Source organism: Mesorhizobium prunaredense (genome assembly GCF_900156895.1).
Taxonomy (GTDB): Bacteria; Pseudomonadota; Alphaproteobacteria; order Rhizobiales; family Rhizobiaceae; genus Mesorhizobium; species Mesorhizobium prunaredense.
The window spans coordinates 323,570-345,627 of record NZ_FTPD01000067.1; the positions used below are offsets into that span (position 1 = coordinate 323,570).

General features: G+C 63.1%; 21 protein-coding genes. 15 read left to right on the forward strand and 6 right to left on the reverse strand.

The window, feature by feature from the left end; genetic code table 11:
• Positions 1 to 102: 102 nt before the first annotated feature.
• Positions 103 to 879 (reverse strand): VOC family protein, encoded by a 777-nt coding sequence (locus BQ8794_RS30810; RefSeq protein WP_077383036.1) that lies wholly within the window; start codon positions 877 to 879, stop codon positions 103 to 105.
• 253 nt (positions 880 to 1,132) lie between these two features.
• On the opposite strand from BQ8794_RS30810, the gene BQ8794_RS30815 reads away from it, so the two are divergent.
• The 6 genes from BQ8794_RS30815 (at position 1,133) to BQ8794_RS30840 (ending at position 6,162) form a co-directional block, all read left to right on the forward strand.
• On the forward strand, positions 1,133 to 2,497 hold the full coding sequence (locus tag BQ8794_RS30815) for an NAD(P)-dependent oxidoreductase (RefSeq protein ID WP_077383038.1): 1,365 nt from the start codon (positions 1,133 to 1,135) through the stop codon (positions 2,495 to 2,497).
• Positions 2,498 to 2,499: 2 nt separating this feature from the next.
• Positions 2,500 to 3,813, forward strand: coding sequence for an NAD-dependent dihydropyrimidine dehydrogenase subunit PreA (preA, locus tag BQ8794_RS30820; protein ID WP_077383516.1), 1,314 nt, complete (start codon positions 2,500 to 2,502; stop codon positions 3,811 to 3,813).
• A gap of 321 nt (positions 3,814 to 4,134) precedes the next feature.
• On the forward strand, positions 4,135 to 4,653 hold the full coding sequence (locus BQ8794_RS30825) for an RrF2 family transcriptional regulator (RefSeq protein ID WP_077383041.1): 519 nt from the start codon (positions 4,135 to 4,137) through the stop codon (positions 4,651 to 4,653).
• Between the two features lie 11 nt (positions 4,654 to 4,664).
• Positions 4,665 to 5,123, forward strand: a complete 459-nt coding sequence (locus BQ8794_RS30830; RefSeq protein ID WP_077383044.1) for a carboxymuconolactone decarboxylase family protein — start codon at positions 4,665 to 4,667, stop codon at positions 5,121 to 5,123.
• Between the two features lie 63 nt (positions 5,124 to 5,186).
• The gene (locus BQ8794_RS30835) at positions 5,187 to 5,564 is read left to right on the forward strand and encodes a DoxX family protein (RefSeq protein WP_077383047.1); all 378 of its coding nucleotides are present in this window, start codon (positions 5,187 to 5,189) and stop codon (positions 5,562 to 5,564) included.
• A gap of 103 nt (positions 5,565 to 5,667) precedes the next feature.
• A complete protein-coding gene (locus BQ8794_RS30840; protein WP_077383050.1) occupies positions 5,668 to 6,162 on the forward strand; it encodes a DUF3592 domain-containing protein in 495 nt (164 codons plus the stop codon).
• Between the two features lie 108 nt (positions 6,163 to 6,270).
• On the opposite strand, the gene BQ8794_RS30845 is transcribed toward BQ8794_RS30840, so the two are convergent.
• Positions 6,271 to 6,900 (reverse strand): TetR family transcriptional regulator C-terminal domain-containing protein, encoded by a 630-nt coding sequence (locus BQ8794_RS30845; protein ID WP_077383519.1) that lies wholly within the window; start codon positions 6,898 to 6,900, stop codon positions 6,271 to 6,273.
• Positions 6,901 to 7,154: 254 nt separating this feature from the next.
• On the opposite strand from BQ8794_RS30845, the gene aptA reads away from it, so the two are divergent.
• The 3 genes from aptA to hydA all read left to right on the forward strand — a co-directional run bounded on the left by aptA (position 7,155) and on the right by hydA (position 11,306).
• Positions 7,155 to 8,483 (forward strand): omega-aminotransferase AptA, encoded by a 1,329-nt coding sequence (aptA, locus tag BQ8794_RS30850; protein ID WP_077383054.1) that lies wholly within the window; start codon positions 7,155 to 7,157, stop codon positions 8,481 to 8,483.
• Positions 8,484 to 8,539: 56 nt separating this feature from the next.
• Positions 8,540 to 9,790: a Zn-dependent hydrolase gene (locus tag BQ8794_RS30855; protein ID WP_023798692.1), complete on the forward strand. Its 1,251-nt coding sequence runs from the start codon at positions 8,540 to 8,542 to the stop codon at positions 9,788 to 9,790.
• Positions 9,791 to 9,854: 64 nt separating this feature from the next.
• Positions 9,855 to 11,306 (forward strand): dihydropyrimidinase, encoded by a 1,452-nt coding sequence (gene hydA, locus BQ8794_RS30860; RefSeq protein WP_077383057.1) that lies wholly within the window; start codon positions 9,855 to 9,857, stop codon positions 11,304 to 11,306.
• Positions 11,307 to 11,383: 77 nt separating this feature from the next.
• On the opposite strand, the gene BQ8794_RS30865 is transcribed toward hydA, so the two are convergent.
• A complete protein-coding gene (locus tag BQ8794_RS30865) occupies positions 11,384 to 11,788 on the reverse strand; it encodes a cupin domain-containing protein (protein WP_077383060.1) in 405 nt (134 codons plus the stop codon).
• Positions 11,789 to 11,898: 110 nt separating this feature from the next.
• Here BQ8794_RS30865 and BQ8794_RS30870 point away from each other — a divergent pair, with 110 nt between their 5' ends.
• The 5 genes from BQ8794_RS30870 (at position 11,899) to BQ8794_RS30895 (ending at position 16,743) form a co-directional block, all read left to right on the forward strand.
• Complete coding sequence (locus tag BQ8794_RS30870; protein WP_077383063.1) at positions 11,899 to 12,690, forward strand: ABC transporter ATP-binding protein; 792 nt, start codon at positions 11,899 to 11,901, stop codon at positions 12,688 to 12,690.
• Between the two features lie 368 nt (positions 12,691 to 13,058).
• Positions 13,059 to 13,937, forward strand: coding sequence for an ABC transporter permease (locus BQ8794_RS30880; protein WP_077383521.1), 879 nt, complete (start codon positions 13,059 to 13,061; stop codon positions 13,935 to 13,937).
• Positions 13,934 to 15,070: an ABC transporter permease gene (locus BQ8794_RS30885; protein ID WP_077383066.1), complete on the forward strand. Its 1,137-nt coding sequence runs from the start codon at positions 13,934 to 13,936 to the stop codon at positions 15,068 to 15,070. Before BQ8794_RS30880 ends, BQ8794_RS30885 begins: the two co-directional genes overlap by 4 nt.
• Before the next feature lie 83 nt (positions 15,071 to 15,153).
• Entirely contained in the window at positions 15,154 to 16,125 is a 972-nt protein-coding gene (locus BQ8794_RS30890; protein ID WP_023798699.1) for an ABC transporter substrate-binding protein, read from the forward strand.
• 168 nt (positions 16,126 to 16,293) lie between these two features.
• The gene (locus BQ8794_RS30895) at positions 16,294 to 16,743 is read left to right on the forward strand and encodes a CHRD domain-containing protein (RefSeq protein WP_077383069.1); all 450 of its coding nucleotides are present in this window, start codon (positions 16,294 to 16,296) and stop codon (positions 16,741 to 16,743) included.
• An 86-nt stretch (positions 16,744 to 16,829) separates the two neighbouring features.
• Here BQ8794_RS30895 and BQ8794_RS30900 read toward each other — a convergent pair whose 3' ends face one another.
• The 3 genes from BQ8794_RS30900 to BQ8794_RS30910 all read right to left on the reverse strand — a co-directional run bounded on the left by BQ8794_RS30900 (position 16,830) and on the right by BQ8794_RS30910 (position 20,711).
• On the reverse strand, positions 16,830 to 18,479 hold the full coding sequence (locus BQ8794_RS30900; RefSeq protein ID WP_077383074.1) for a thiamine pyrophosphate-binding protein: 1,650 nt from the start codon (positions 18,477 to 18,479) through the stop codon (positions 16,830 to 16,832).
• Entirely contained in the window at positions 18,476 to 19,651 is a 1,176-nt protein-coding gene (locus BQ8794_RS30905) for a CaiB/BaiF CoA transferase family protein (protein WP_077383077.1), read from the reverse strand. Before BQ8794_RS30905 ends, BQ8794_RS30900 begins: the two co-directional genes overlap by 4 nt.
• Before the next feature lie 124 nt (positions 19,652 to 19,775).
• On the reverse strand, positions 19,776 to 20,711 hold the full coding sequence (locus tag BQ8794_RS30910) for an alpha/beta fold hydrolase (RefSeq protein ID WP_077383523.1): 936 nt from the start codon (positions 20,709 to 20,711) through the stop codon (positions 19,776 to 19,778).
• A gap of 198 nt (positions 20,712 to 20,909) precedes the next feature.
• On the opposite strand from BQ8794_RS30910, the gene BQ8794_RS30915 reads away from it, so the two are divergent.
• Positions 20,910 to 21,935: a ribonuclease T2 family protein gene (locus BQ8794_RS30915; RefSeq protein ID WP_077383081.1), complete on the forward strand. Its 1,026-nt coding sequence runs from the start codon at positions 20,910 to 20,912 to the stop codon at positions 21,933 to 21,935.
• The last annotated feature ends 123 nt before the right edge of the window (positions 21,936 to 22,058 follow it).

A 22,058-nucleotide genomic window follows, 5' to 3' on the forward strand; every position in this document is an offset into this window, starting at 1 on the left:
GGCCAATCTCCGCCCAAGTGGGGGAGATGTCCGGCAGGACAGAGGGGGGCGCGAAGGATCGCCGACCGTGACATAGCGCGCCCCGTGTGACCCCAGGCCCGGCTACCGCACCGGCGCCGTTAACGCGAAATGAGCACTCTGCGGATCCGTGCACATCACGATCCAGCCGCCGCCGGGGACCTCCATCGGTTCCATCAGGATGTTGCCGCCATTGTCGGTCACACGCTTGGCCGCCGCGTCGATTGCGGGAACATTGAAATAGAACTGCCAGACCGGCACCGGAACCTGCTCGGGCTTGTTCATCATGCCGCCAATAGGTTCGCCGCCCGCGGCAAACAGCTGGTAGGTGCCCATCGGCCCCATATCCATGGCGTCGCCCTTGGTCCAGCCGAATTGCCCGGCATAGAAATCGAACGCGGCGCGCCAGTCGGTCGCGTAAAGTTCATGCCAGCCGATATGGCCGGGAGTCGTAGCCGGCACCGGCGGCTGGTCGGCGCCAATCGGCTGCAGGAAGTTGAAGACCGCGCCTTGCGGGTCGGCGACGACGGCAAAGCGTCCGACGCCCGGAATGTCATCGGGTTCGCGGTGAACCGCACCGCCGGCCTCCTTCAGCGATTTCGTCGAAGCATCGACATCCCTGGTGTGGATGTAACCGACCCAGGCCGGCGGCATGCCCGTCTGGCGCACTTCGTCCGGCTGCGTCATCAGCCCGCCGACGCCGTGCTCGCCGACATTCATGACGATATAGCGCGGCATGCCGGGCGCGCCGTCGAAGGGCTGCGCATTCCAGCCGACCACGTCGGTGTAGAACGCTTCGGCAGCGTCGAGATCGGTGGTCATCAGCTCGTACCAGAAGAAGGACATCGGGGAGTTTGGCATTGTCGTGCTCCTTGGGTTTCAAGTCATCGATCATGCGTGATCCATCTAGGACGATCTTCGCGACGGAATTCCGACAGCCAAGCGAAAAGACCATAGAGATGCGCGCCAAGTGATCGCGCGCGGATCTCCAAAAACATGAGTATGGTTATCATGTTTTATCAGCCTTTTCAGCAACTTGGCTGAAAATTGACCAATTGATAAAAAAACAAAACGTGCTAGCCTTCCGCAAAACAACAAGGAATGGGGAAGCGGAATGGCGACTGGTCATTTCAAGCAGGGCATTGCCGGCGGCCGGCTTTCGCCCGAGCAATATGCGGATAATTTTTCCGACCTGCATCCGCCGCTCGATCATCACGAGGCGCTGGTCGAGTCCGATCGCTGCTATTTCTGCTACGATGCGCCGTGCATGAACGCATGCCCGACCTCGATCGACATCCCGCTGTTCATCCGCCAGATCTCGACCGGCAATCCGATCGGCTCGGCCAGGACGATTTTCGACCAGAACATTTTGGGCGGCATGTGCGCCCGCGTCTGCCCGACCGAGACGCTGTGCGAAGAGGTCTGCGTGCGCGAAGTAGCGGAAGGCAAGCCGGTGCAGATCGGCCGCCTGCAGCGCTACGCCACCGATGCCGCGATGGTTGAGAATAAGCAGTTTTACCCGCGCGCCGCCCCGACCGGCAAGACAGTGGCCGTGGTTGGCGCCGGGCCGGCCGGTCTTGCCGCCGCGCATCGGCTTGCCCGCCATGGACATGATGTGACCATTCTCGAAGCCCGCCCGAAAGCCGGCGGTCTCAATGAATACGGCATCGCCGCCTACAAGAGCATCGACAATTTTGCCCAGGCCGAGGTCGATTATATCATTTCGATCGGCGGCATCGACATCCAAAACGGCAAGGCGCTTGGCCGCGATTACCAGTTGTCGGACCTGACCAGGAATTACGATGCGGTGTTCCTCGGCATGGGGCTTGGCGGCGTCAATGCGCTGCGTGCCGACGGCGAGGATGCGCAAGGCGTCACCAATGCGGTGGAGTTCATTGCCGAGCTTCGCCAGGCCAGCGATCTTGCCAGCCTGCCGGTCGGCCGGCGCGTCGTCGTCATCGGCGGCGGCATGACGGCGATCGACGCGGCGGTGCAATCAAAACTGCTCGGCGCCGAAGAGGTGACGATCTGCTACCGGCGCGGCCAGGAGCACATGAACGCTTCCGAATTCGAGCAGGATTTGGCGGCCGCCAACGGCGTCACCATCCGCCACTGGCTGCAGCCGAAGCGGGTCATTGCCGAAGGTGGCAAGGTGTCGGGCATCGAGCTCGAGTATACGGCGATGGATGGCGAAAAACTCGTCGGCACCGGCGAGCGGCTGACGCTCACCGCCGACCAGGTGTTCAAGGCGATCGGCCAGAGCTTTGTCCCGGCTGCGCTGAACGGCAGCGGCGCCTTGCTGGCGCTGGAAGCCGGCCGCATCAAGGTCGATGCCGAAGGCCGCACCTCGCTGCCAAACGTCTGGGCCGGCGGCGACTGCATCTATGGCGGCGACGACCTCACAGTCTCGGCCGTCGCGCAGGGGCGCGACGCGGCCGAATCGATCCACCGGGCACTGACCTCGAACGGGAGGGCATGAGCATGGCAGACATACGCAACAATTTCGTCGGCATCAAATCGCCGAATCCGTTCTGGCTGGCCTCGGCGCCGCCGACCGACAAGGCCTACAATGTCATCCGCGCCTTCAGGGCGGGCTGGGGCGGCGTTGTCTGGAAGACGTTGGGCGAAGAGGGGCCGCCGGTGGTCAATGTCAACGGCCCGCGCTATGGCGCGATCTGGGGCGCCGACCGCCGCCTGCTCGGCTTGAACAACATCGAGCTGATCACCGACCGCGACCTGCAGGTCAATCTGCGCGAGATCAAGCAGGTCAAGATGGACTGGCCCGACCGCGCCATCGTCGTCTCGCTGATGGTGCCTTGCGAGGAGCATGCCTGGAAGGCGATCCTGCCGGTGGTCGAGGAGACCGGGGCCGACGGCATCGAGCTCAATTTCGGCTGCCCGCACGGCATGTCGGAACGCGGCATGGGTGCCGCCGTCGGCCAGGTGCCGGAATACATCGAAATGGTGGTGCGCTGGTGCAAGGCCAACACCCGCATGCCTGTCATCACCAAGCTGACGCCGAACATCACCGACATACGCAAGCCGGCGCGTGCCGCCCTTGCCGGCGGCACCGACGCGGTGTCGCTGATCAACACCATCAATTCGATCACCGGCGTCAATCTCGATAGTTTCGCACCGGAGCCGACGATCGACGGCAAGGGTTCGCATGGCGGCTATTGCGGCCCGGCGGTGAAGCCGATCGCCATGAACATGGTGGCCGAAATCGCCCGCGATCCGGAAACGCATGGTCTGCCGATCTCCGGTATCGGCGGCATCACCACCTGGCGCGACGCTGCCGAATTCATGGCGCTCGGCGCCGGCAATGTGCAGGTGTGCACGGCGGCGATGACCTATGGCTTCAAGATCGTGCAGGAGATGATCGCCGGCCTGGAAAACTGGATGGACGAGAAGGGCCATGCCTCGCTCGCCGACATCGTCGGCCGCGCCACGCCCAATGTCACCGACTGGCAATATCTCAACCTCAATTACGTCGCCAAGGCGCATATCGACCAGGAGGCCTGCATCAAATGCGGCCGCTGCCATATCGCCTGTGAGGACACCTCGCACCAGGCGATCACCAGCATGGTTGACGGCAAGAGGCATTTCGAGGTGATCGAGGCCGAATGCGTCGGCTGCAACCTCTGCGTCAATGTCTGCCCTGTCGAGAACTGCATCACCATGGAGCCGCTGGCGGCCGGCGTGATGGACCAGCGCACCGGCAGACCGGTGTCGCCGGTCTACGCCAACTGGACAACGCATCCGAACAACCCGATGGCCAAGGTGGCCGCGGAGTAAGTTTCTCCCCGGTCGAAGCACCAGATCGGTTTCGTCCGGTTTAATTGTCGAGGTTGGCGCTGCCCCTCATCCGCCTGCCGGCACCTTCTCCCCGTATAGTGACGGGGAGAAGGGAGAATTGCCGCAACCTCGCCGCCCTTTCTGCGACGCCGACAATTGGCGAAAATCTTTGGTGATAGCGTCTTTCTCCCCGTCACTATACGGGGAGAAATGCCCGGCAGGGCAATGAGGGGCAGCGCAACCCTTTGAAAGGAACCGGAGGCCTATTGCGGATAAAAATTATCCACGATAAAATGTATCCATGAATAGGAGATCAGCACGATGAAGCTGGGCGAGGGCGTCGAAGCGGCCATGCACTGCGCCGCCATGCTTGCCGGCGTGGAAGGCGCGGCGACCATGCCGGGTGCGGCCATGGCGGAAGCGTTCGGCCTGTCGCCAAGCTATCTGCTCAAGCATCTCAACGCGCTGACGGCGTCGGGCATCCTGGAATCGGTGCCCGGGCCGTCGGGCGGTTACCGGCTGGCGCGGCCGGCGGGGCGCATAACGCTGCTCGACATTGTCCTCGCCGTAGAAGGACGCGAACCGGCCTTCCGCTGCGGCGAAATCCGTCAGCGCGGGCCGGCCAGGCTCGATGCCTCGGTCTACGTCAAACCCTGCGGCATCAGCGTCGCGATGCTGAAGGCCGAGCGCGCCTATCGCGCGGCACTCGCCGAGGCCCGGCTGTCCGACATCGTGGCGGACTATATGAGCGACTCCGATCCCCGTTCACTCGCCGCCAACTGCGCCTTCGTCGAACGCCATCAACGACCGCAGAAATCGAGTTCAACCAAGCAAGCGTGAAGGGAAAGAGAATGAAACAGAGGCTGCAATTCTTCGGCGCGGCGCCGGAAATCATGAAAGCGGTGTCGGCGCTCAACAAGGCGGTCGACGAATGCGGGCTCGAGAAAAGCCTGCTGCACCTGATCAAATTGCGGGCGTCCCAGATCAACGGCTGTTCCTATTGCGTCGAGATGCACAGCCGCGAGGCGCGCCGTGACGGCGAGACCGAACAGCGGCTCTATCTCGTCTCCGCCTGGAAGGAATCGCCGCTGTTTTCCGAGCGCGAACGCGCCGCCTTCGCCTGGACCGACGTGGTGACGAAGATCGCCGACAGCGGCGTGCCGGACGATCTCTACGCAAAAACGCTTGAACACTTCTCGGAAGAGGAACTGGTCAAGCTGTCCGTCGCGATCGGCATGATCAACACCTGGAACCGGCTCTGCGTGTCCTTCCACGCCATTCATCCAGTAGCGGCGGCCAAGGCTGCCTGAGCGAACGAAACTGGATGCGCGGGCTTTACACCGCGCGTCTCTTTTTGCTTTGGGATCAAGACCATGTTGTCGAATTTTGAGAATGAGATTCTGGTTGCCGCACGCCTGCTGCTTGGCGGCGCCTTTGTCTTTGCCGGCCTGCGCAACATCCAGAATGCAGGCTTCCTGACCCAACTGATGACGACGCGAGGCGTGCCGCAGGCGCGGCTGATGCTGTGGCTGGGGATCGTCCTGCAAATCGTTTCCGGAGCCCTGGTGATATCAGGTGTCTGGACCGCCGCCGCCGCTCTGTGCCTTGTGCTGTTCCTAATTGTCGCCACGCCGATGTTCCACAATTTCTGGGATCATCAAGGGCCAGAGCGCGCGTCCCGCATCAACGGCTTTGTCGGCAACGTGGCGTTGACCGGAGGAATTCTGGTGCTGATGGGCCAGGCGCTTTAAGGGGTACCGCGCAGCCGATTTGGTATGAATCGTCGCCTGCGCATTAATCGCTCCGTTGCGATTGCCTCGTATGATTGGCTCAGTTTCGCTTGTCGGAGCGTTTATGGAGCAAAGCTGGAATAGCTTCTGGGAAAGCGTTTCGCAGGCCCTTCACCTCGCGCTCTCGCCGCTTCGGGCGCTTGCCGAAACATTCGGCTATTTTCCGAGCGATATCCAACTCTGGTGCTTCGTCTGCGGTCTCTTTTTCCTGGTGCTTGTCGTTCCCCACACCTATGGCGATCTGGTGCTTCGGCGCCGTCGCGCCTACGCGACCGGGAAGGTGGTAAAGATTGACATGTCGGACGACGGGCCAAGCACTCCGATCATCGAATTCGTCGATCGTCTCGGCAAGGTCCGGCGTTTCGACTCGAACCTGCCGGTCAATGACGCGACCGGTTCGGTCGGGGTTGAGGTCGAGGTGATATACGATCCGCTGCATCCGAACCGGGCTCGAGAGGTCGGGCGGCCGCTCATGAAGATGGCCCACACGGTGTTTTGGTATGCGATTATCACCGCGCTGATGACCCTGGCCTTCTGGCCCGGTCTGACGTCCGATTGAGCCTTCGTCTGCGACCGTGCGCTACTTACGCTGCAAATCGCAGACCGCCGTCGCAGGTCAGTACCTGGCGCTTCCGGCCGAGCGGCGCAGCGCACTGGACTATCGAGGTCAGCTCTTCGGCTTCAGCCCGTCGATGAACAATTGTTCGAGAAACCTTGCGGCATCCTCGAAGCGGCCGTCGCCGCCGCGGTCGGGGCCGAGCACGGCGCGGACCTGAACGTCGAAATCGGCATAGTGCTGCGTCGTCGCCCAGATCGAGAAGATCAGGTGCCAGGGGTCGGTGGGCGCGATCTTGCCGGCGCGCATCCAGCCCTTGATGACGGCGGCCTTCTCGTCGACCAGCGTCTTCAGCTCGCCTTCCAGCATCGGCATGATGCGCGGCGCGCCCTGCAGGATCTCGTTGGCGAACAGGCGGCTTTCCCTGGGGAAATCGCGCGCCATTTCGAGCTTGCGCCTGATATAGCTGCGCAATTCGGTCAGCGGGTCGCCGACGTCGTCGAGTTCGCGCAGCGGCGCCAGCCAGGTATCCAGAAGCCGCTGCATCAGCGTCTCGTGGATATCCTCCTTGCGGCGGAAATAGTAGAGCAGGTTCGGCTTCGACATGCCGGCTGCTTCGGCGATCTGGTCGATGGTCGAGCCGCGAAAGCCGTTGGTTGCGAACACCTCGAGCGCCGCCTCCAGGATCAGCTCGCGCTTTTCCTGCTGGATGCGGGTACGGCGAGGGGCCGGAATTTCCATGTCGGCCGTCACCGCGGCATACCATGGGTTGGAGAGCGATCTGGACCAATTCTCTGGACCAGTTTTTCTCCGGCCTGTGGAGCGCGCCTCAGCTGCCGCATTTCCGCTAGTAATCCCTTGACCGCCGACAGGGCGGTGCTAACGTTTGTCCAATCGGTCAAAATTTGCGTAGCACGAAAACGCAGCAGAGACCAAGTGTCGGGAAGACCAAGCGTTAGCCGCACCGAAACAGGTTACAAGGGGAAGTCTTGGTCATGTCCAACCGGCTGAAAGTCACGCCGAACGATCTCAGCGCATTCTGGATGCCGTTCACGGCAAACCGGCAGTTCAAGCAGGCGCCGCGCATGATGGTGTCCGCCAAGGACATGCATTACACGACGAGCGACGGGCGCAAGGTTTTAGACGGCACCGCCGGCCTGTGGTGCGTCAATGCCGGCCACTGCCGGCCGAAGATCACCGAGGCGATCCAGAGCCAGGCCGCAGAGCTCGACTATGCGCCGGCATTCCAGATGGGTCACCCGATCGTCTTCGAATTGGCGAACCGTTTGGTCGACCTGGCGCCGGAGGGCATGGACCACGTGTTCTTCACCAATTCCGGATCGGAATCGGTCGAGACCGCGCTGAAGATGGCGATCGCCTATCACCGCGCCAAAGGCGAGGGCTCGCGCACCCGCCTGATCGGCCGCGAGCGCGGCTATCACGGCGTCAATTTCGGCGGCATCTCGGTCGGCGGCATCGTCACCAATCGCAAGATGTTCGGCACGCTGCTCGGCGGCGTCGACCACATGCCGCACACCCACCTGCCCGAGAAGAATTCGTTCACCAAGGGCGTGCCCGAGCATGGCGCGGAATTGGCCAACGAGTTGGAGCGCATCGTCGCGCTGCACGACGCCTCGACCATCGCGGCCGTCATCGTCGAGCCGGTGGCGGGTTCCACCGGCGTCATCCTGCCGCCGAAGGGCTATCTTGAGAGGCTGCGCGAGATTTGCACCAAGCACGGCATCCTGCTGATCTTCGACGAGGTCATCACCGGTTTCGGCCGTCTCGGCACGCCGTTTGCCGCCGACTATTTCGGCGTCACGCCCGACATCATGACCACCGCCAAGGGCGTCTCCAACGGCGTCATTCCGATGGGCGCGGTGTTCGTCAAGAAGGAAATCCACGACGCCTTCATGACCGGCCCCGAGCATATGATCGAGTTCTTCCACGGCTACACCTATTCGGGCAATCCGATCGCCTGTGCGGCAGCACTCGGCACGCTCGACACCTATAAGGAAGAGGGCCTGCTGACCCGCGGCCAGGAACTGGCGCCGTATTGGGAAGACGCGCTGCATTCGCTGAAGGGCGAGCCGAACGTCATCGACATCAGAAACATCGGCCTGATCGGCGCGATCGAGCTGGCGCCCATCCCCGGCAGTCCGACCAAGCGTGCCTTCTCGGCTTTTGTGAAAGCGTTCGAGCGCGGCGCGCTGATCCGCACCACCGGCGACATCATCGCGCTGTCGCCGCCGCTGATCATCACCAAGGGCCAGATCAACGAATTGATCGACCATGTGCGTGAAGTGCTGAGGGCGGTGGATTGAGAAACGCGGCGCAGCTTTCCCTGGGGGACGCTGCACAATCGATGAGGTTTTAGAAAATGGCCGCTCCGGGCGAGAATCTGCGAATCAATTCCGACCGTTTGTGGGATTCGATAATGGAGATGGCGAAGATCGGCCCCGGCGTTGCCGGCGGCAACAATCGCCAGACGTTGACCGACGCGGACGGCGAGGGGCGGCAGCTGTTCAAGCGCTGGTGCGAGGCGGCGGGACTTGAAATGGGCCTCGACGAGATGGGCACGATGTTTGCCCGTCGCGAGGGCACCGAGCCCGATCTGCCGCCGGTCTATGTCGGCAGCCATCTCGACACCCAGCCGACCGGCGGCAAGTATGACGGCGTGCTTGGCGTGCTCGGCGGCCTGGAGATCGTGCGCTCGCTCAACGAGCTCGGCATCAAGACAAAACATCCGATCGTCGTCACCAACTGGACGAACGAGGAAGGCGCGCGCTTTGCGCCGGCGATGATGGCGTCCGGGGTTTTCGCCGGCGTCCTCGACCAGGCCGACGTGTACGAACATGTCGACAAGGACGGCAAGAAATTCGGCGAGGAGCTCGAACGCATCGGCTGGAAAGGCAGCGAGAAAGTCGGTGAGCGCAAGATCCACGCCTTCTTCGAGCTGCATATCGAGCAGGGCCCGATCCTCGAGGACGAGGGCATCGACATCGGCGTCGTCACCCATGGCCAGGGATTGAAATGGCTGCAGGTGACGCTGACCGGCAAGGAGGCGCATACCGGCTCGACGCCGATGCCGAAGCGCCGCAATGCCGGGCTCGGCATGGCGCGGGTGATCGAACTGGTGCACGAGATCGCCATGGACTACCAGCCCGACGCCGTCGGCGCGGTCGGCCACATGGAGGTCTATCCGAACTCGCGCAACATCATCGCCGGCCGCACCATGTTCACCATCGACATCCGCTCGCCGGAAAAGGAAGTGCTCGACGCCATGGACGGGCGCATCCGTGAAGGCATCGACACGATCTGCGAAGCGCTCGACATCCAATATCAAATCGACCAGGTCGGCCATTTCGACCCGGTGACTTTCGATCCCGGCTGCGTCAAGGCTGTGCGGGATGCGGCCGAGCGCCTGGGTTATACGCATCGCAACATCGTTTCCGGCGCCGGCCACGACGCCTGCTGGATCAACCGCGTCGCGCCGACGGCAATGGTGATGTGCCCCTGCGTCGACGGGCTGTCGCACAACGAGGCCGAGGAAATCACCAAGGAATGGGCGGCGGCCGGCGCCGACGTGCTGTTCCACGCGGTGGTGGAGACAGCGGTGATCGTGGGGTGAGCTAGAAACCAAGATTCCGAACGCCGCTCACCAAGAAGCGCGAGAAAAACAAGGGAACAAAAAAATGTCCAAAGTCATCAAGAACGGCACCATCGTCACCGCCGATCGCAGCTGGAAGGCCGACGTGCTGTTCAAGCACGGCAAGATCATCGCCATCGGGCCGGACCTGCATGGCGACCACGAGTTCGACGCCACCGGCTGCTACGTGATGCCGGGCGGCATCGATCCGCACACCCATCTCGAAATGCCTTTCATGGGCACCTATTCGGCCGACGATTTCGAGAGCGGCACCCGCGCCGCGCTTGCCGGCGGCACCACGATGGTTGTCGATTTCTGTCTGCCGGCGCCGCAGCAGTCGCTGCTCGAGGCCCTGCAGATGTGGGACAACAAGACTTCGAAAGCCTCGTGCGACTATTCCTTCCACATGGCGATCACCTGGTGGGGCAAGCAGGTGTTCGACGAGATGGCCACTGTCGTCGACAAGGGCATCACCTCGTTCAAGCACTTCATGGCCTACAAGGGCGCGCTGATGGTCGATGACGACGAGATGTATTCGTCGTTCCAGCGCTGCGCCGATCTTGGCGCGCTGCCGCTGGTCCATGCCGAGAATGGCGACGTGGTTGCCGCCCTGTCGCAGAAGCTGCTGGCCGCCGGCAATAACGGCCCCGAAGGGCACGCCTATTCGCGGCCGCCGGAAGTGGAAGGCGAGGCGACCAACCGCGCCATCATGATCGCCGACATGGCCGGCGTGCCGCTTTATGTCGTGCATGTCTCCTGCGAGCAGGCCCACGAAGCCATTCGCCGGGCGCGGCAGAAGGGCATGCGGGTGTTCGGCGAGCCGCTGATCCAGCATCTGACGCTCGACGAGAGCGAATATTTCAACAAGGACTGGGACCATGCGGCGCGGCGCGTGATGAGCCCGCCGTTCCGCAACAAATTGCACCAGGATTCGCTGTGGGCCGGCCTGCAGGCGGGATCACTGCAAGTGGTGGCGACCGACCATTGCGCCTTCACCACCAGCCAGAAGCGCAACGGTGTCGGCGATTTCACCAAGATCCCGAACGGCACCGGCGGGCTCGAGGACCGCTTGCCGGTGCTGTGGACCACCGGGGTCAACACCGGCCGGCTGACGATGAACGAATTCGTCGCGGTGACCTCGACCAATATCGCCAAAATCCTCAACATGTATCCGAGGAAGGGCGCCATCGTCGAAGGCGCCGACGCCGACATCGTCGTCTGGGACCCGAAGCGCACAAAGACGATCACCGCCAAGAAGCAGCAATCGGTGATCGACTACAACGTCTTCGAAGGTTTTGAGGTGACCGGCCTGCCGCGCTTCGTCTTTTCGCGCGGCGAACTGTCGATCCAGGAAAACGAGGTCAAGGCGAAGCCCGGCAATGGCGAGTTCGTCGGCCGCGAGCCGAATGCCGCGGTCAATCGGGCGCTGTCGACCTGGAAGGAAATCTCCGCGCCGCGCAAGGTGGAACGGTCAGGTATTCCGGCGACCGGGGTGTGAGCTTGCGCGGGTTTGTCGACGTCGGCGCTGCCCCTCAGGGGCAGCGCAAACCTGAAGCGATTGCACTGAAGCCGGCCTCAGGCGACCAGCCCATCCAGTTCCGGCAGCAGGACGACGCTTTCCTGTTCGTTGGGATCGGTGCGGGCGATGACCGCCGAGGCCGGACTGTCGCTCAGATTGGCCGGCAGATGCGGCACGCCGGCGGGAATGTAGAAGAGGTCGCCGGCCTTGGCCACGATCTGCTGCTCGAGCCGGTCGCCGTACCAGGTATGGACCTCGCCGGAGAGCACATAGATCGCCGTCTCATGGCTTTCGTGCATATGCGCCTTGGCGCGGGCACCGGGCGGCATGGTGAGCAGGTGCATGCAGATGCCGGTAGAGCCGACCGTCTCAGTGGCGATGCCGGTGAAATAACTCAGTCCCTGCTTGCCTTCATAAGAGCTTTCGGGGCGGATAAGATGGCAGGTGGGTTTGGACGACATCGGGCAAACTCTCGATCGAGTGGGACAAGATAAGTGGAAAGCAGCATTTTGGCAAAAGCAACGGGAGTCCGGCCGGCGCGGCGGCGACGCGAAAAGCCAGGCTGCGGCCTATGACGGGACAGTCGCCAGCCGTCGTTTCGGCAAGCAAGGTCGACCTGACCTTCCAGACCAGTGACGGTCCGGTGCAGGCGCTGTCGAATGTCGACCTGACCATCGGCAAGGGCGAATTCGTCTCCTTCATCGGGCCGTCCGGCTGCGGCAAGACGACCTTGCTGCGGGTCATCGCCGATCTGGAAAAACCGACATCGGGAAGCATCGCCGTCAACGGCATGACGCCCGAGCAGGCGCGCCAGAGCCGCGCCTATGGCTATGTCTTCCAGGCGGCCGCACTTTATCCGTGGCGCACGATCGAGCGCAATGTGGCGCTGCCGCTGGAGATCATGGGCCTGTCGAAGGCAGAGCAGGCGGCGCGCATCAAGCGCACGCTCGATCTCGTCAACCTGTCCGGCTTCGAGCAGAAATACCCGTGGCAGCTTTCCGGCGGCATGCAGCAGCGTGCCTCAATCGCGCGGGCGCTGGCCTTCGATGCCGATCTTCTGTTGATGGACGAGCCGTTCGGCGCGCTGGACGAGATCGTGCGCGACCACCTCAACGAACAGCTGCTGGAGCTTTGGGAGCGGACCAACAAGACCATCTGCTTCGTCACCCATTCCATTCCCGAGGCGGTCTACCTTTCGACGCGGATCATCGTCATGTCGCCGCGCCCGGGCCGCGTCAGCGACGTCATCGAATCGACGCTGCCGAAAAAGCGGCCGCTCGACATCCGCGAGACGCCGGAGTTTTTGGCGATCGCGGCGCGGGTGCGTGACGGGCTCAGGGCAGGGCATAGTTATGAGGATTGAGGTGGATGAGCTCCCTCCTCTCCCCGACGGGGAGAGGGTGGCCGGAGCGAAGCGGAGGTCGGGTGAGGGGGCGGTCACCCGTGCCTTCGTCATCCTAGGGCGGAGCAAGGAGCGAAGCGACGCGGCGCAGACCCTAGGATCCATGCCGTTACCTCCCCGCTCCCCAACGGTGCGGAACGTCGCTCCCTGTCTTGCGGGAACGTCGGCTGCCGTGGCTTGCCTGGCGGATATTTTGCACCGCTTGGGCCTTTCGGCCGAGGTCACGGAATGGATCCTAGGGTCTACGCCCGCCGCTTCGCGGCGGCTCCGCCCTAGGATGACGAAAGCGCGTTACCCGGAGCGTGTGCCAGTCTGGCGAGGACTGCTACGTGGATAGTTTTCGCGACAAGATCGTTCCGGTGACCTCGATCCTCGCAGGCGTGGTGGTCGTCTGGTATGTTTTCGCCGTCATCCTCAACGCGCCTTTCCAGCGCGATCTCGACCGCCGTGCCGGCGAGACGCCGGGGATTGTGGAATTCATCGGCAAGACGATGTCGCAGCCGAAGCCGACGTTGCCGGCGCCGCATCAGGTGGCGGTTAATTTCTTCGAGAACACCTTTCTGCGCAAGGTCACCAGCAATCGCAGCCTTGTCTACAATGCCTGGGTGACGCTGTCCTCGACGCTGCTCGGCTTCGCTTTCGGCACGGCGCTCGGCATCCTGATTGCCGTCGGCATCGTCCATGTGGCAACGCTCGACCGCAGCCTGATGCCGTGGATCATCGCCTCGCAGACCATTCCGATCCTGGCTGTGGCGCCGATGATCATCGTCGTGCTGGCGGCGATCGGCGTTACCGGCCTGATCCCGAAGGCGCTGATCTCGACCTATCTGTCGTTCTTCCCGGTGGCGGTCGGCATGGTCAAGGGCCTGCGCTCGCCCGAACTCACCCATCTCGACCTGATGCACACCTACAATGCCAGCGCCTCGCAGACCTTCTGGAAATTGCGGGTGCCGGCATCGGTGCCGTTCCTGTTCACCTCGATGAAGGTGGCGGTCGCCGCCAGCCTGGTCGGCGCCATCGTCGGTGAGTTGCCGACCGGTGCCGTCGCCGGCATCGGCGCCAAGCTGCTTGCTGGCGCCTATTACAGCCAGACCATCGACATCTGGTCGGCGCTGGTGGCGGGCTCGGTGGTGGCGGCCCTTTTGGTGATGGTGGTCGGCATAGCCGGGCGCCTCGTCGACCGCGCCATGGGCGGGAGGCCGGCATGAGCGGTCTTCTGAGCCTTTCGTCGATCACCCCCCGCTCGTGGCAAGGGTATGCTGCGCTTGTCCTGCTTGCGGGCGCGCTGCTTCTTTGGCCGCTTGTCGATGCGGCGCCCGGCTATGGTGTCGGTACCGCGGCTTTGATTTTTTTGTTGCTGCTCCTGGCAATCGAGGCCGATAATTTCCCACCGGCAATCGGGGTGGTGTTGCTCTTCCTTGGCGCGCATGGCGCGGCGTGGCTATTGCTCGCCGGCATAACCGGCAACGAAGGCACCGCTCGCGCGTCGTTCTATCTGCTGCTTGCCGCGGCATGGCTTCTCGCCTGGCGCTGCGTGACGGTGCTGTCCGCGCTTCGCCCGGCCTCGCGCTGGGCGGCGACCGCTTTGAGGTTGATCATCCCGGCGATCTTCGGCGCCTGGATCCTGATCATCTGGGAGGCGGTAACGCGCGGCGCCGGCATCCCCTTCATCCTGCTGCCGCCGCCAAGCGCCATCGGCGTGCGCATCGCCAATTCGCTGCCGGTGCTGGCCGCCGACGTGCGGCAGACCATCTTCAAGGCGGTGATCTTCGGCTACATCGTCGGTAGCGGCGCCGGCTTCATCGCCGCCATCGCGGCCGACCGCGTGCCGTTCCTGCGCCGCGGCTTGCTGCCGATCGGCAATATGGTGTCGGCGCTGCCGATCATCGGCGTGGCGCCGATCATGGTCATGTGGTTCGGCTTCGACTGGCAGTCGAAGGCCGCCGTCGTCATCATCATGACCTTCTTCCCGATGCTGGTGAACACCGTCGCCGGGCTTGCCGCCTCCGGCCATATGGAACGCGACCTGATGCGCACCTATGCGTCGAGCTACTGGCAGACGCTGTTCAAGCTGCGGCTGCCGGCGGCAGCGCCCTTCATCTTCAACGCGCTGAAGATCAATTCGACGCTGGCGCTGATCGGCGCCATCGTCGCGGAGTTCTTCGGCACGCCCGTGGTCGGCATGGGGTTCCGGATTTCGACCGAAGTCGGACGGATGAATATCGACATGGTCTGGGCCGAAATCGCAGTTGCAGCACTTGCGGGTTCGGTCTTTTATGGCGTGGTCGCTCTTTTCGAGAGAGCAGTCACGTTTTGGCATCCCTCCGTCCGTGGTGGATAGGGCGGTGGCGGGTTTGGAATCAGGGGTTGGATTGAAGGTCCTGGTCCTAAAAGGGTGAACACTTAACTCCAGAGGGTAAAAGCATGAAAAGACTTGTTGTTTCGATGCTGGCCGGCGCGATGTCGCTTGCCGCGTTTCAGGCGATGGCCGCAGACAAGGTGACGCTGCAGCTGAAATGGGTCACGCAGGCCCAGTTTGCCGGCTACTATGTCGCCAAGGACAAGGGCTTCTATGAGGCCGAAGGTCTCGACGTCGAGATCAAGCCGGGCGGCCCCGATATCGCGCCCGAGCAGGTGATCGCCGGTGGCGGCGCCGACGTCATCGTCGACTGGATGGGCGGCGCGCTGGCCGCGCGCGAAAAGGGGGTGCCGCTGGTCAATATCGCCCAGCCGTTCAAAAAGGCCGGCATGCAGCTGGTCTGCCCGAAGGACGGCCCGGTCAAGACCGAAGCCGACTTCAAGGGCCATACGCTCGGCGTCTGGTTCTTCGGCAACGAGTATCCGTTCTACGCCTGGATGAACAAGCTCGGCCTGAAGACCGACGGCGGCCCGGACGGCGTCACCGTGCTGAAGCAGAGTTTCGACGTGCAGCCGCTGATCCAGAAGCAGGCGGATTGTATTTCGGTCATGACCTACAACGAATACTGGCAGCTCATCGATGCCGGCTACAAGCCGGAAGAGTTGATCGTGTTCAACTACTCGGCCATGGGCAACGACCTGCTTGAGGACGGTCTCTACGCCCTGGAGGACAAGCTCAAGGATCCGGCCTTCGAGGACAAGATGGTGCGTTTCGTGCGCGCCTCGATGAAAGGCTGGAAATACGCCGTCGACAATTCCGACGAGGCGGCCGGCATCGTCATGGACAATGGCGGCCAGGACGAGAACCACCAGAAGCGCATGATGGGCGAAGTCGCCAAGCTGATCGACAATGCCGACGGCAAGCTCGACCCGGCGACCTACGCGCGCACCGCCAAGGCGCTGCTCGACCAGAAGATCATCACCAAGGAGCCGACCGGCGCCTACACGACCGCCATCACCGACAAGGCCATCAAGTAAGCCGTCAACCGGGGCCTCTGGGGTCCGCAGTTCGAAAAAAGGGGACGGGCGACCGCCCCCTTTTTTAGCATGTAAAATAGCCGTTACCGGTGGAAACATCCGCTCGCCACAACAGTTGTTCCAGTGCATCCTGCTTCAGCGGATGTCATCGCCACAACGGAGAATTCCATGCGCATGCAATCCTTCTCGCCGATGCTTTCGGCGCTGGCCGTTTCGGCTTCCCTCCTGTGCGCTTCACCAGCCTCGGCCGACATGATGAAGATGAAGGCGACGCTCGATGGCGCTCAGCAGAATCCACCCGTCACCACGGAGGGCAAAGGCGAGGCCACTCTCGGCTTCAACACCGAGACGAAACAGCTCACCTGGAACGTGATGTATTCAGGTCTCAGTGGACCGGCGACGGCCGGACATATTCACGGTCCGGCCGCAAAGGGTGAAAATGCCGGCGTCGTCGTCCCGTTCAAGGGCGCTCCGAAAAGCCCGTTCAAGGGGGCGGCGATCCTGACCGACGCGCAGGCTGCCGACCTGATGGCCGGCAAATACTACATCAACATCCATACGGCGGCCCACAAGGACGGCGAGATCCGCGGGCAGATCGAGAAGGCGGCGACGATGTAGCGCAACGTCGCCCGAGGGATCGCTGCATTAGCCTGTCGAAGTTTGCGGGACAGCGCTGCGAAGGAACTCGGCCTACGCCTCTGCGCTCACGACCTGTCCCTTATCTGGGTCATTGTCCGGGTCGGCGTGATGGCCTCGGGGTCGAGCCTGATCTCGACGATCGACGGCTTGCCGCTGGCACGGGCGCGTTCGAAGGCCGGCGCGAAATCGGCCGTCTTCTCGACGGTTTCGCCATGGCCGCCATAGGCGCGGGCGAGCGCCGCGAAGTCGGGATTCTTCAGGTCGGTGGCGACGACGCGGCCGGGATATTCGCGTTCCTGGTGCATGCGGATGGTGCCGTAGATGCCATTGTTGACGACGACGACGATGATCGGCAGATCGTACTGCACGGCGGTGGCGAATTCCTGGCCGTTCATCAGGAAGCAGCCGTCGCCGGCAAAGGCGATCACATCGCGCTCGGGGAACAATTCCTTGGCGGCGACCGCTGCTGGCGTGCCGTAGCCCATCGAGCCGGAGGTCGGCGCTGCCTGCGTGGCAAAGCGCCGGGAACGGTGGAAGCGGTGCACCCAGGTGGCGTAGTTGCCGGCGCCGTTGGTGAGGATCGCATCGTCGGGCAGCATTTTTTCGAGATAGTTCATGATCGGCCCCATCTGGACGGCGCCGGGGCCGCTTTCGGGCGGTGTCGACCAGTCGAGATAGGCCGCGTGCAGCTTCGGTGTTTCATCCGCCCAGACCGGCGTGGCGGCCGGCTTGCGCCCGGCAACGGCTTCGACGAAGGCGGACGGCGAGGCGTTGATCGCCAGCGTCGGCCGGTAGACACGGCCGAGCTCGCCAGCGTCGGCATGGACATGGACCAGCGACTGGTCGGGGTAGGGGCTCTTGAGCAGCGTGTAGTCGGAGGACGGCATCTCGCCCATGCGGCCGCCGATCAGCAGCACCAGGTCGGCCTGCTTGATGGCGGTCGCCAGCTTCGGGTTGATGCCGATGCCGACATCGCCGGCGTAGTTCGGGTGGAGATGATCGAACAGCATTTGGCGGCGGAAGGAGCAGCCGACCGGCAGCGACCAGGCTTCGGCGATCGTCCGCATCCGCGCAACGGCCGCCGCATCCCAGCGCGTGCCGCCGAGGATGACGAAGGGGCGCTTTGCCTTGTTGAGCAGCGTTTCCAGAGCATCGAGCTCGGCCTCGCCCGGCCGCGTTTCGACCGGCGTGTGGGGCAGGGCTGCTGGCGCCTCGGCAAGGCTGGTCAGCATGTCTTCCGGCAGCGAGATGACGACCGGCCCGGGACGGCCGGACGTCGCTACCGCGAAGGCGCGGGTGACGAATTCGGGAATGCGCGCGGCGTCGTCGATCTCGACCACCCATTTGGCGATGTCGCCGAAGAACCTGACGTAGTCGACCTCTTGAAAAGCCTCGCGCTGCTTGGCGTGGCTGGCGACCTGGCCGATGAACAGGATGACGGGAATCGAATCCTGCATGGCGATGTGGATGCCGGCCGAGGCGTTGGTGGCGCCGGGGCCGCGGGTGACGAAGCAGATGCCTGGCTTGCCGGTCAGGCGGCCATGGCAGTCGGCCATCATCGCGGCGCCGCCTTCCTGGCGGCAGACGATGGTGCGGATCGGCGAGTCGTGCAGCGCGTCGAGCACCGCAAGGTAGGATTCGCCGGGCACGCAATAGATACGGTCCGTTCCGTTGGCTTCGAGCGCATCGACAATCAGTTGTCCGCCGGTCTTCATTTTCCTGACCTCTCCAGTTCGGCAAGGATTTCTTCGGTGTGTTCGCCGAGGCGCGGCGAGGGCCGCTCATAGACCAGCGGCGTGCCCGACATGACCATCGGCGCGCGCACCGAGGGCAACAGATTGCCATGGCTGTCGTCGAGGTCGAGCCGCATGCCGCGCGCGATGGTCTGCGGGTCGGCGAACATCTCGCCGATCGTGTTGATCGGGCTGCTAGGCACGCCTGCCGCCTCCAGCTTGGCCAGCAGCGGATCGCGATCGAAGGTTTTTAGTGCCTCGATTATACGCTCGCGCAGCTTCGCCCGGTTGGCGACCCGGGCGGGGTTGGTGGCGAAATCGGGGTTCGATGGCAGCTCGTCCAACCCGACAGCCGCGCAGAATTTGGCGAACTGGCCGTCATTGCCGATGGCCAGGATGATATGGCCGTCCTTGACCGGCACCACTTCGTAGGGCGCGATGTTCATATGCGCATTGCCCATCTGCACCGGCGATTTTCCCGAGACCAGATAGTTGAGGTTCTGGTTGCCGAGCGCCGAGATCTGGCTGTCGTATAGCGCCATGTCGATATGCTGGCCTTCGCCGGTCTTTTCGGCATGGCGCAGTGCGGCCTGGATGGCAATCACCGAATAGAGGCCGGTGAAAATGTCTGAAATGGCGACACCGGCTTTTTGCGGCTCGCGGCCAGCCTCGCCGGTGATCGACATCATGCCGGCCATGCCCTGGATGATGAAGTCGTAGCCGGCACGCGGCGCATAGGGCCCGTCCTGGCCGAAGCCGGTGATCGAGCAATAGATCAGCCGCGGGTTGATTTTGCGCAAGCTGTCATAGTCGAGCCCGTATTTCTTCAGTCCGCCGAGCTTGAAGTTCTCGATCAGCACGTCCGATGTCGCGGCCAACCGGCGCACTGTCTCGGCGCCCTCGGGCGTCGAGAAATCGATGGCGATGGAGCGCTTGCCGCGATTGCAGGAATGGTAATAGGCGGCCGAGAGGTTTTCGCCGTCATGGCTCATGATGAAGGGCGGACCCCATTTGCGGGTGTCGTCGCCGCCATCCGGGCTCTCGACCTTGATCACGTCGGCGCCGAGATCGGCAAGCAGCTGCCCCGCCCACGGTCCAGCCAGGATACGGGCGAGCTCGATTACGCGGATGCCTTTCAGCGGAGGCTCAGTCATGGATCACCGTGATTGATCGGGAACGCAGCCTGTATCAATCCCGCGTGCCGAAGTCACGGCTCTTGCAATGGGCCAAACCCGATCATGCCCCCGATCATGCCATTGCCGACCGTGCCAATCTCGATCAGGCTTGTTTGAGCACGCTGTCGGCCCATGCGGCGAAATCGTCCATGATGATATTTCGATTCACCTCGTTCAGGCTTTCGTGGCGGGTCTCGGCGTAAACCTTTGAAACGAGATTCGAAAAGCCCATCCTGCGCAGGCGCCCAGCGAGATGGCTGACCGCCTTGCCGCCGCCGGTTGCGGGATCCTTTTCGCCGCCGACCAGGCAGATCGGCAGGGTCTTGCGGATGCCGGAAAATTTGGTGTCGTCGGCGCCGTCGAAGACAAAGCCGAACAGGTCGCGCCACATCGACACCGAGGCATCCCAGCCGCACAGCGGATCGGCGATGTATTTGTCGACTTCGGCCGCGTCGCGCGACAGCCAGTCGAACGGCGTGCGGTGATCGGGGACGGCTTTGCCCCAGGCCTGGAAGGTCAGTCTCGGCAGCATGCGCGACGGCATGTCGGAGCCGAGCCGGAATTTTTCCCAGGCCAGGATGCCTTGCGCTGCACGGCCGGCGAGCCCGGCGGAAAAATTGGCGTTCCAGATGGCGGCGGCGTGCAGCCGGTTCGAATGATGAAGCATGAAATTCAGCGCGACGAGGCCGCCCATGGAATGGCCGAAGACGATGACCGGCAGGCCGGGATGGTCGCCGGCGATCAGGTCATGCACGGCGGCGACATCGGCGATGACCTTGGCGCCGCCATTCACTTTGGCGAATGTGCCGAGCGGAGCGTCTGGCGCCTTGGTTGCGCCATGGCCGCGATGGTCATGGGCATAGACATGGAAGCCGCACTCGCCCAGAAAGGTGGCGAAGCGGACATAGCGCGCCGCATGTTCGGCCAGTCCGTGATTGATCTGGACGACCGCGCGCGGGCGGCCCTCGGCGCGTTTCACGTAAAGGTTGAGCTCGGCGCCGGTCGGCGATCGGAGCACACGCTGCTGGCTGAATGACATTGTCGCTTCGTCTCCAACGCGTCTTTTGCGCCTGAACATTTGTGTGCGCCGACGCCGGTTTTGCGTCAATCCGCTGGCGGTGTTTTGCGCAGCGCAGTTCTTGCCCGCAACGCGGAGCATCGCAATTCTGACATGGAGAATTTGCTACCGAGAGGGCGGCAGTCTGTTGCCCCAGCATTATTCAACCGGAGAGTACCCATGCGTACGCTGACAGGTGTTGTTTTCGGATCGGCGCTTGCCGCCGCGTCGCTGACGGGTGCTGTGCGGGCCGAGGTAAAGATGAGCGGCTCCTTCGTCGCCGACGCCACCTGTCCAGCCACCCAGGCCATCAAGAGCGGCAAGAACCCAGGCAATATCGCGACCGATGCGGGACGGAGCTACGAGCTGCTGGCTGGCAACAAGGATGTTCCCACGCACTATCTGATCCGCGTGCCCGGGGCCGATCCGGAGCGCCGCTGGGTGAAGGTCGATTGCGGCCATGTTTCGGGTGGCAGTGCGTCCACGGAACCGGCAGCACCCGTGCCGGCCGACCAGGAGAAGCCTGCTGCGCCGGCTTCGCGAAAACCCGAATATGTCCTCGCACTGAGCTGGCAGCCGGCGTTTTGCGAAACCAAGCCCGGCAAGACCGAATGCAAGGTGCAGACCGCGGCCGGTTTTGAGGCGACGCATTTCACCTTGCATGGGCTGTGGCCGCAGCCGAACGGAAATTTCTATTGCCAGGTGGCAGCGGCCGACAAGGCAAACGACAATCCGGCGCACTGGCAGGACCTGCCGCCGGTCGAGCTTGAGCTGAACACGCGGTCGGAGCTCGATCGGGTGATGCCAGGCACCGCATCCGCTCTCGACAGGCATGAGTGGATCAAGCATGGCACCTGTTACGGCAAGAGCCAGCAGGCGTATTTTTCCGATGCGCTGAACCTGATGCGTGCGGTGAATGCGTCATCGGTGCGTGATCTTTTCACGCAAAACATTGGCCGGGATCTGACCTCCGACCAGATCCGCGCCGCCTTCGACAGTGCCTTTGGTCCCGGTGCCGGCGAGCGGGTTCGCGTCTCCTGCGTGAAGGATCCTTCGAGCGGTCGGCGGCTGATCGACGAGCTGACGCTCGGCCTAACTGGCCCGATCGGCCCGAACTCTTCGCTCAATGAACTGTTGCTGGCATCAGTGCCGACGAACAATGCCGGCTGTCCGAAAGGCATCGTCGATCCGGTGGAGTTCCAGTAACACGCCGAGCCCCTCTCGGCCCGAAGACAGATCCGAAATGCCAAAACAGTTTGCCGTTCGGCGCCGCATCGCCTACATAGCGCGCAACTTCCATTCAATCCGACATTCCAGTCGACTTTTCAG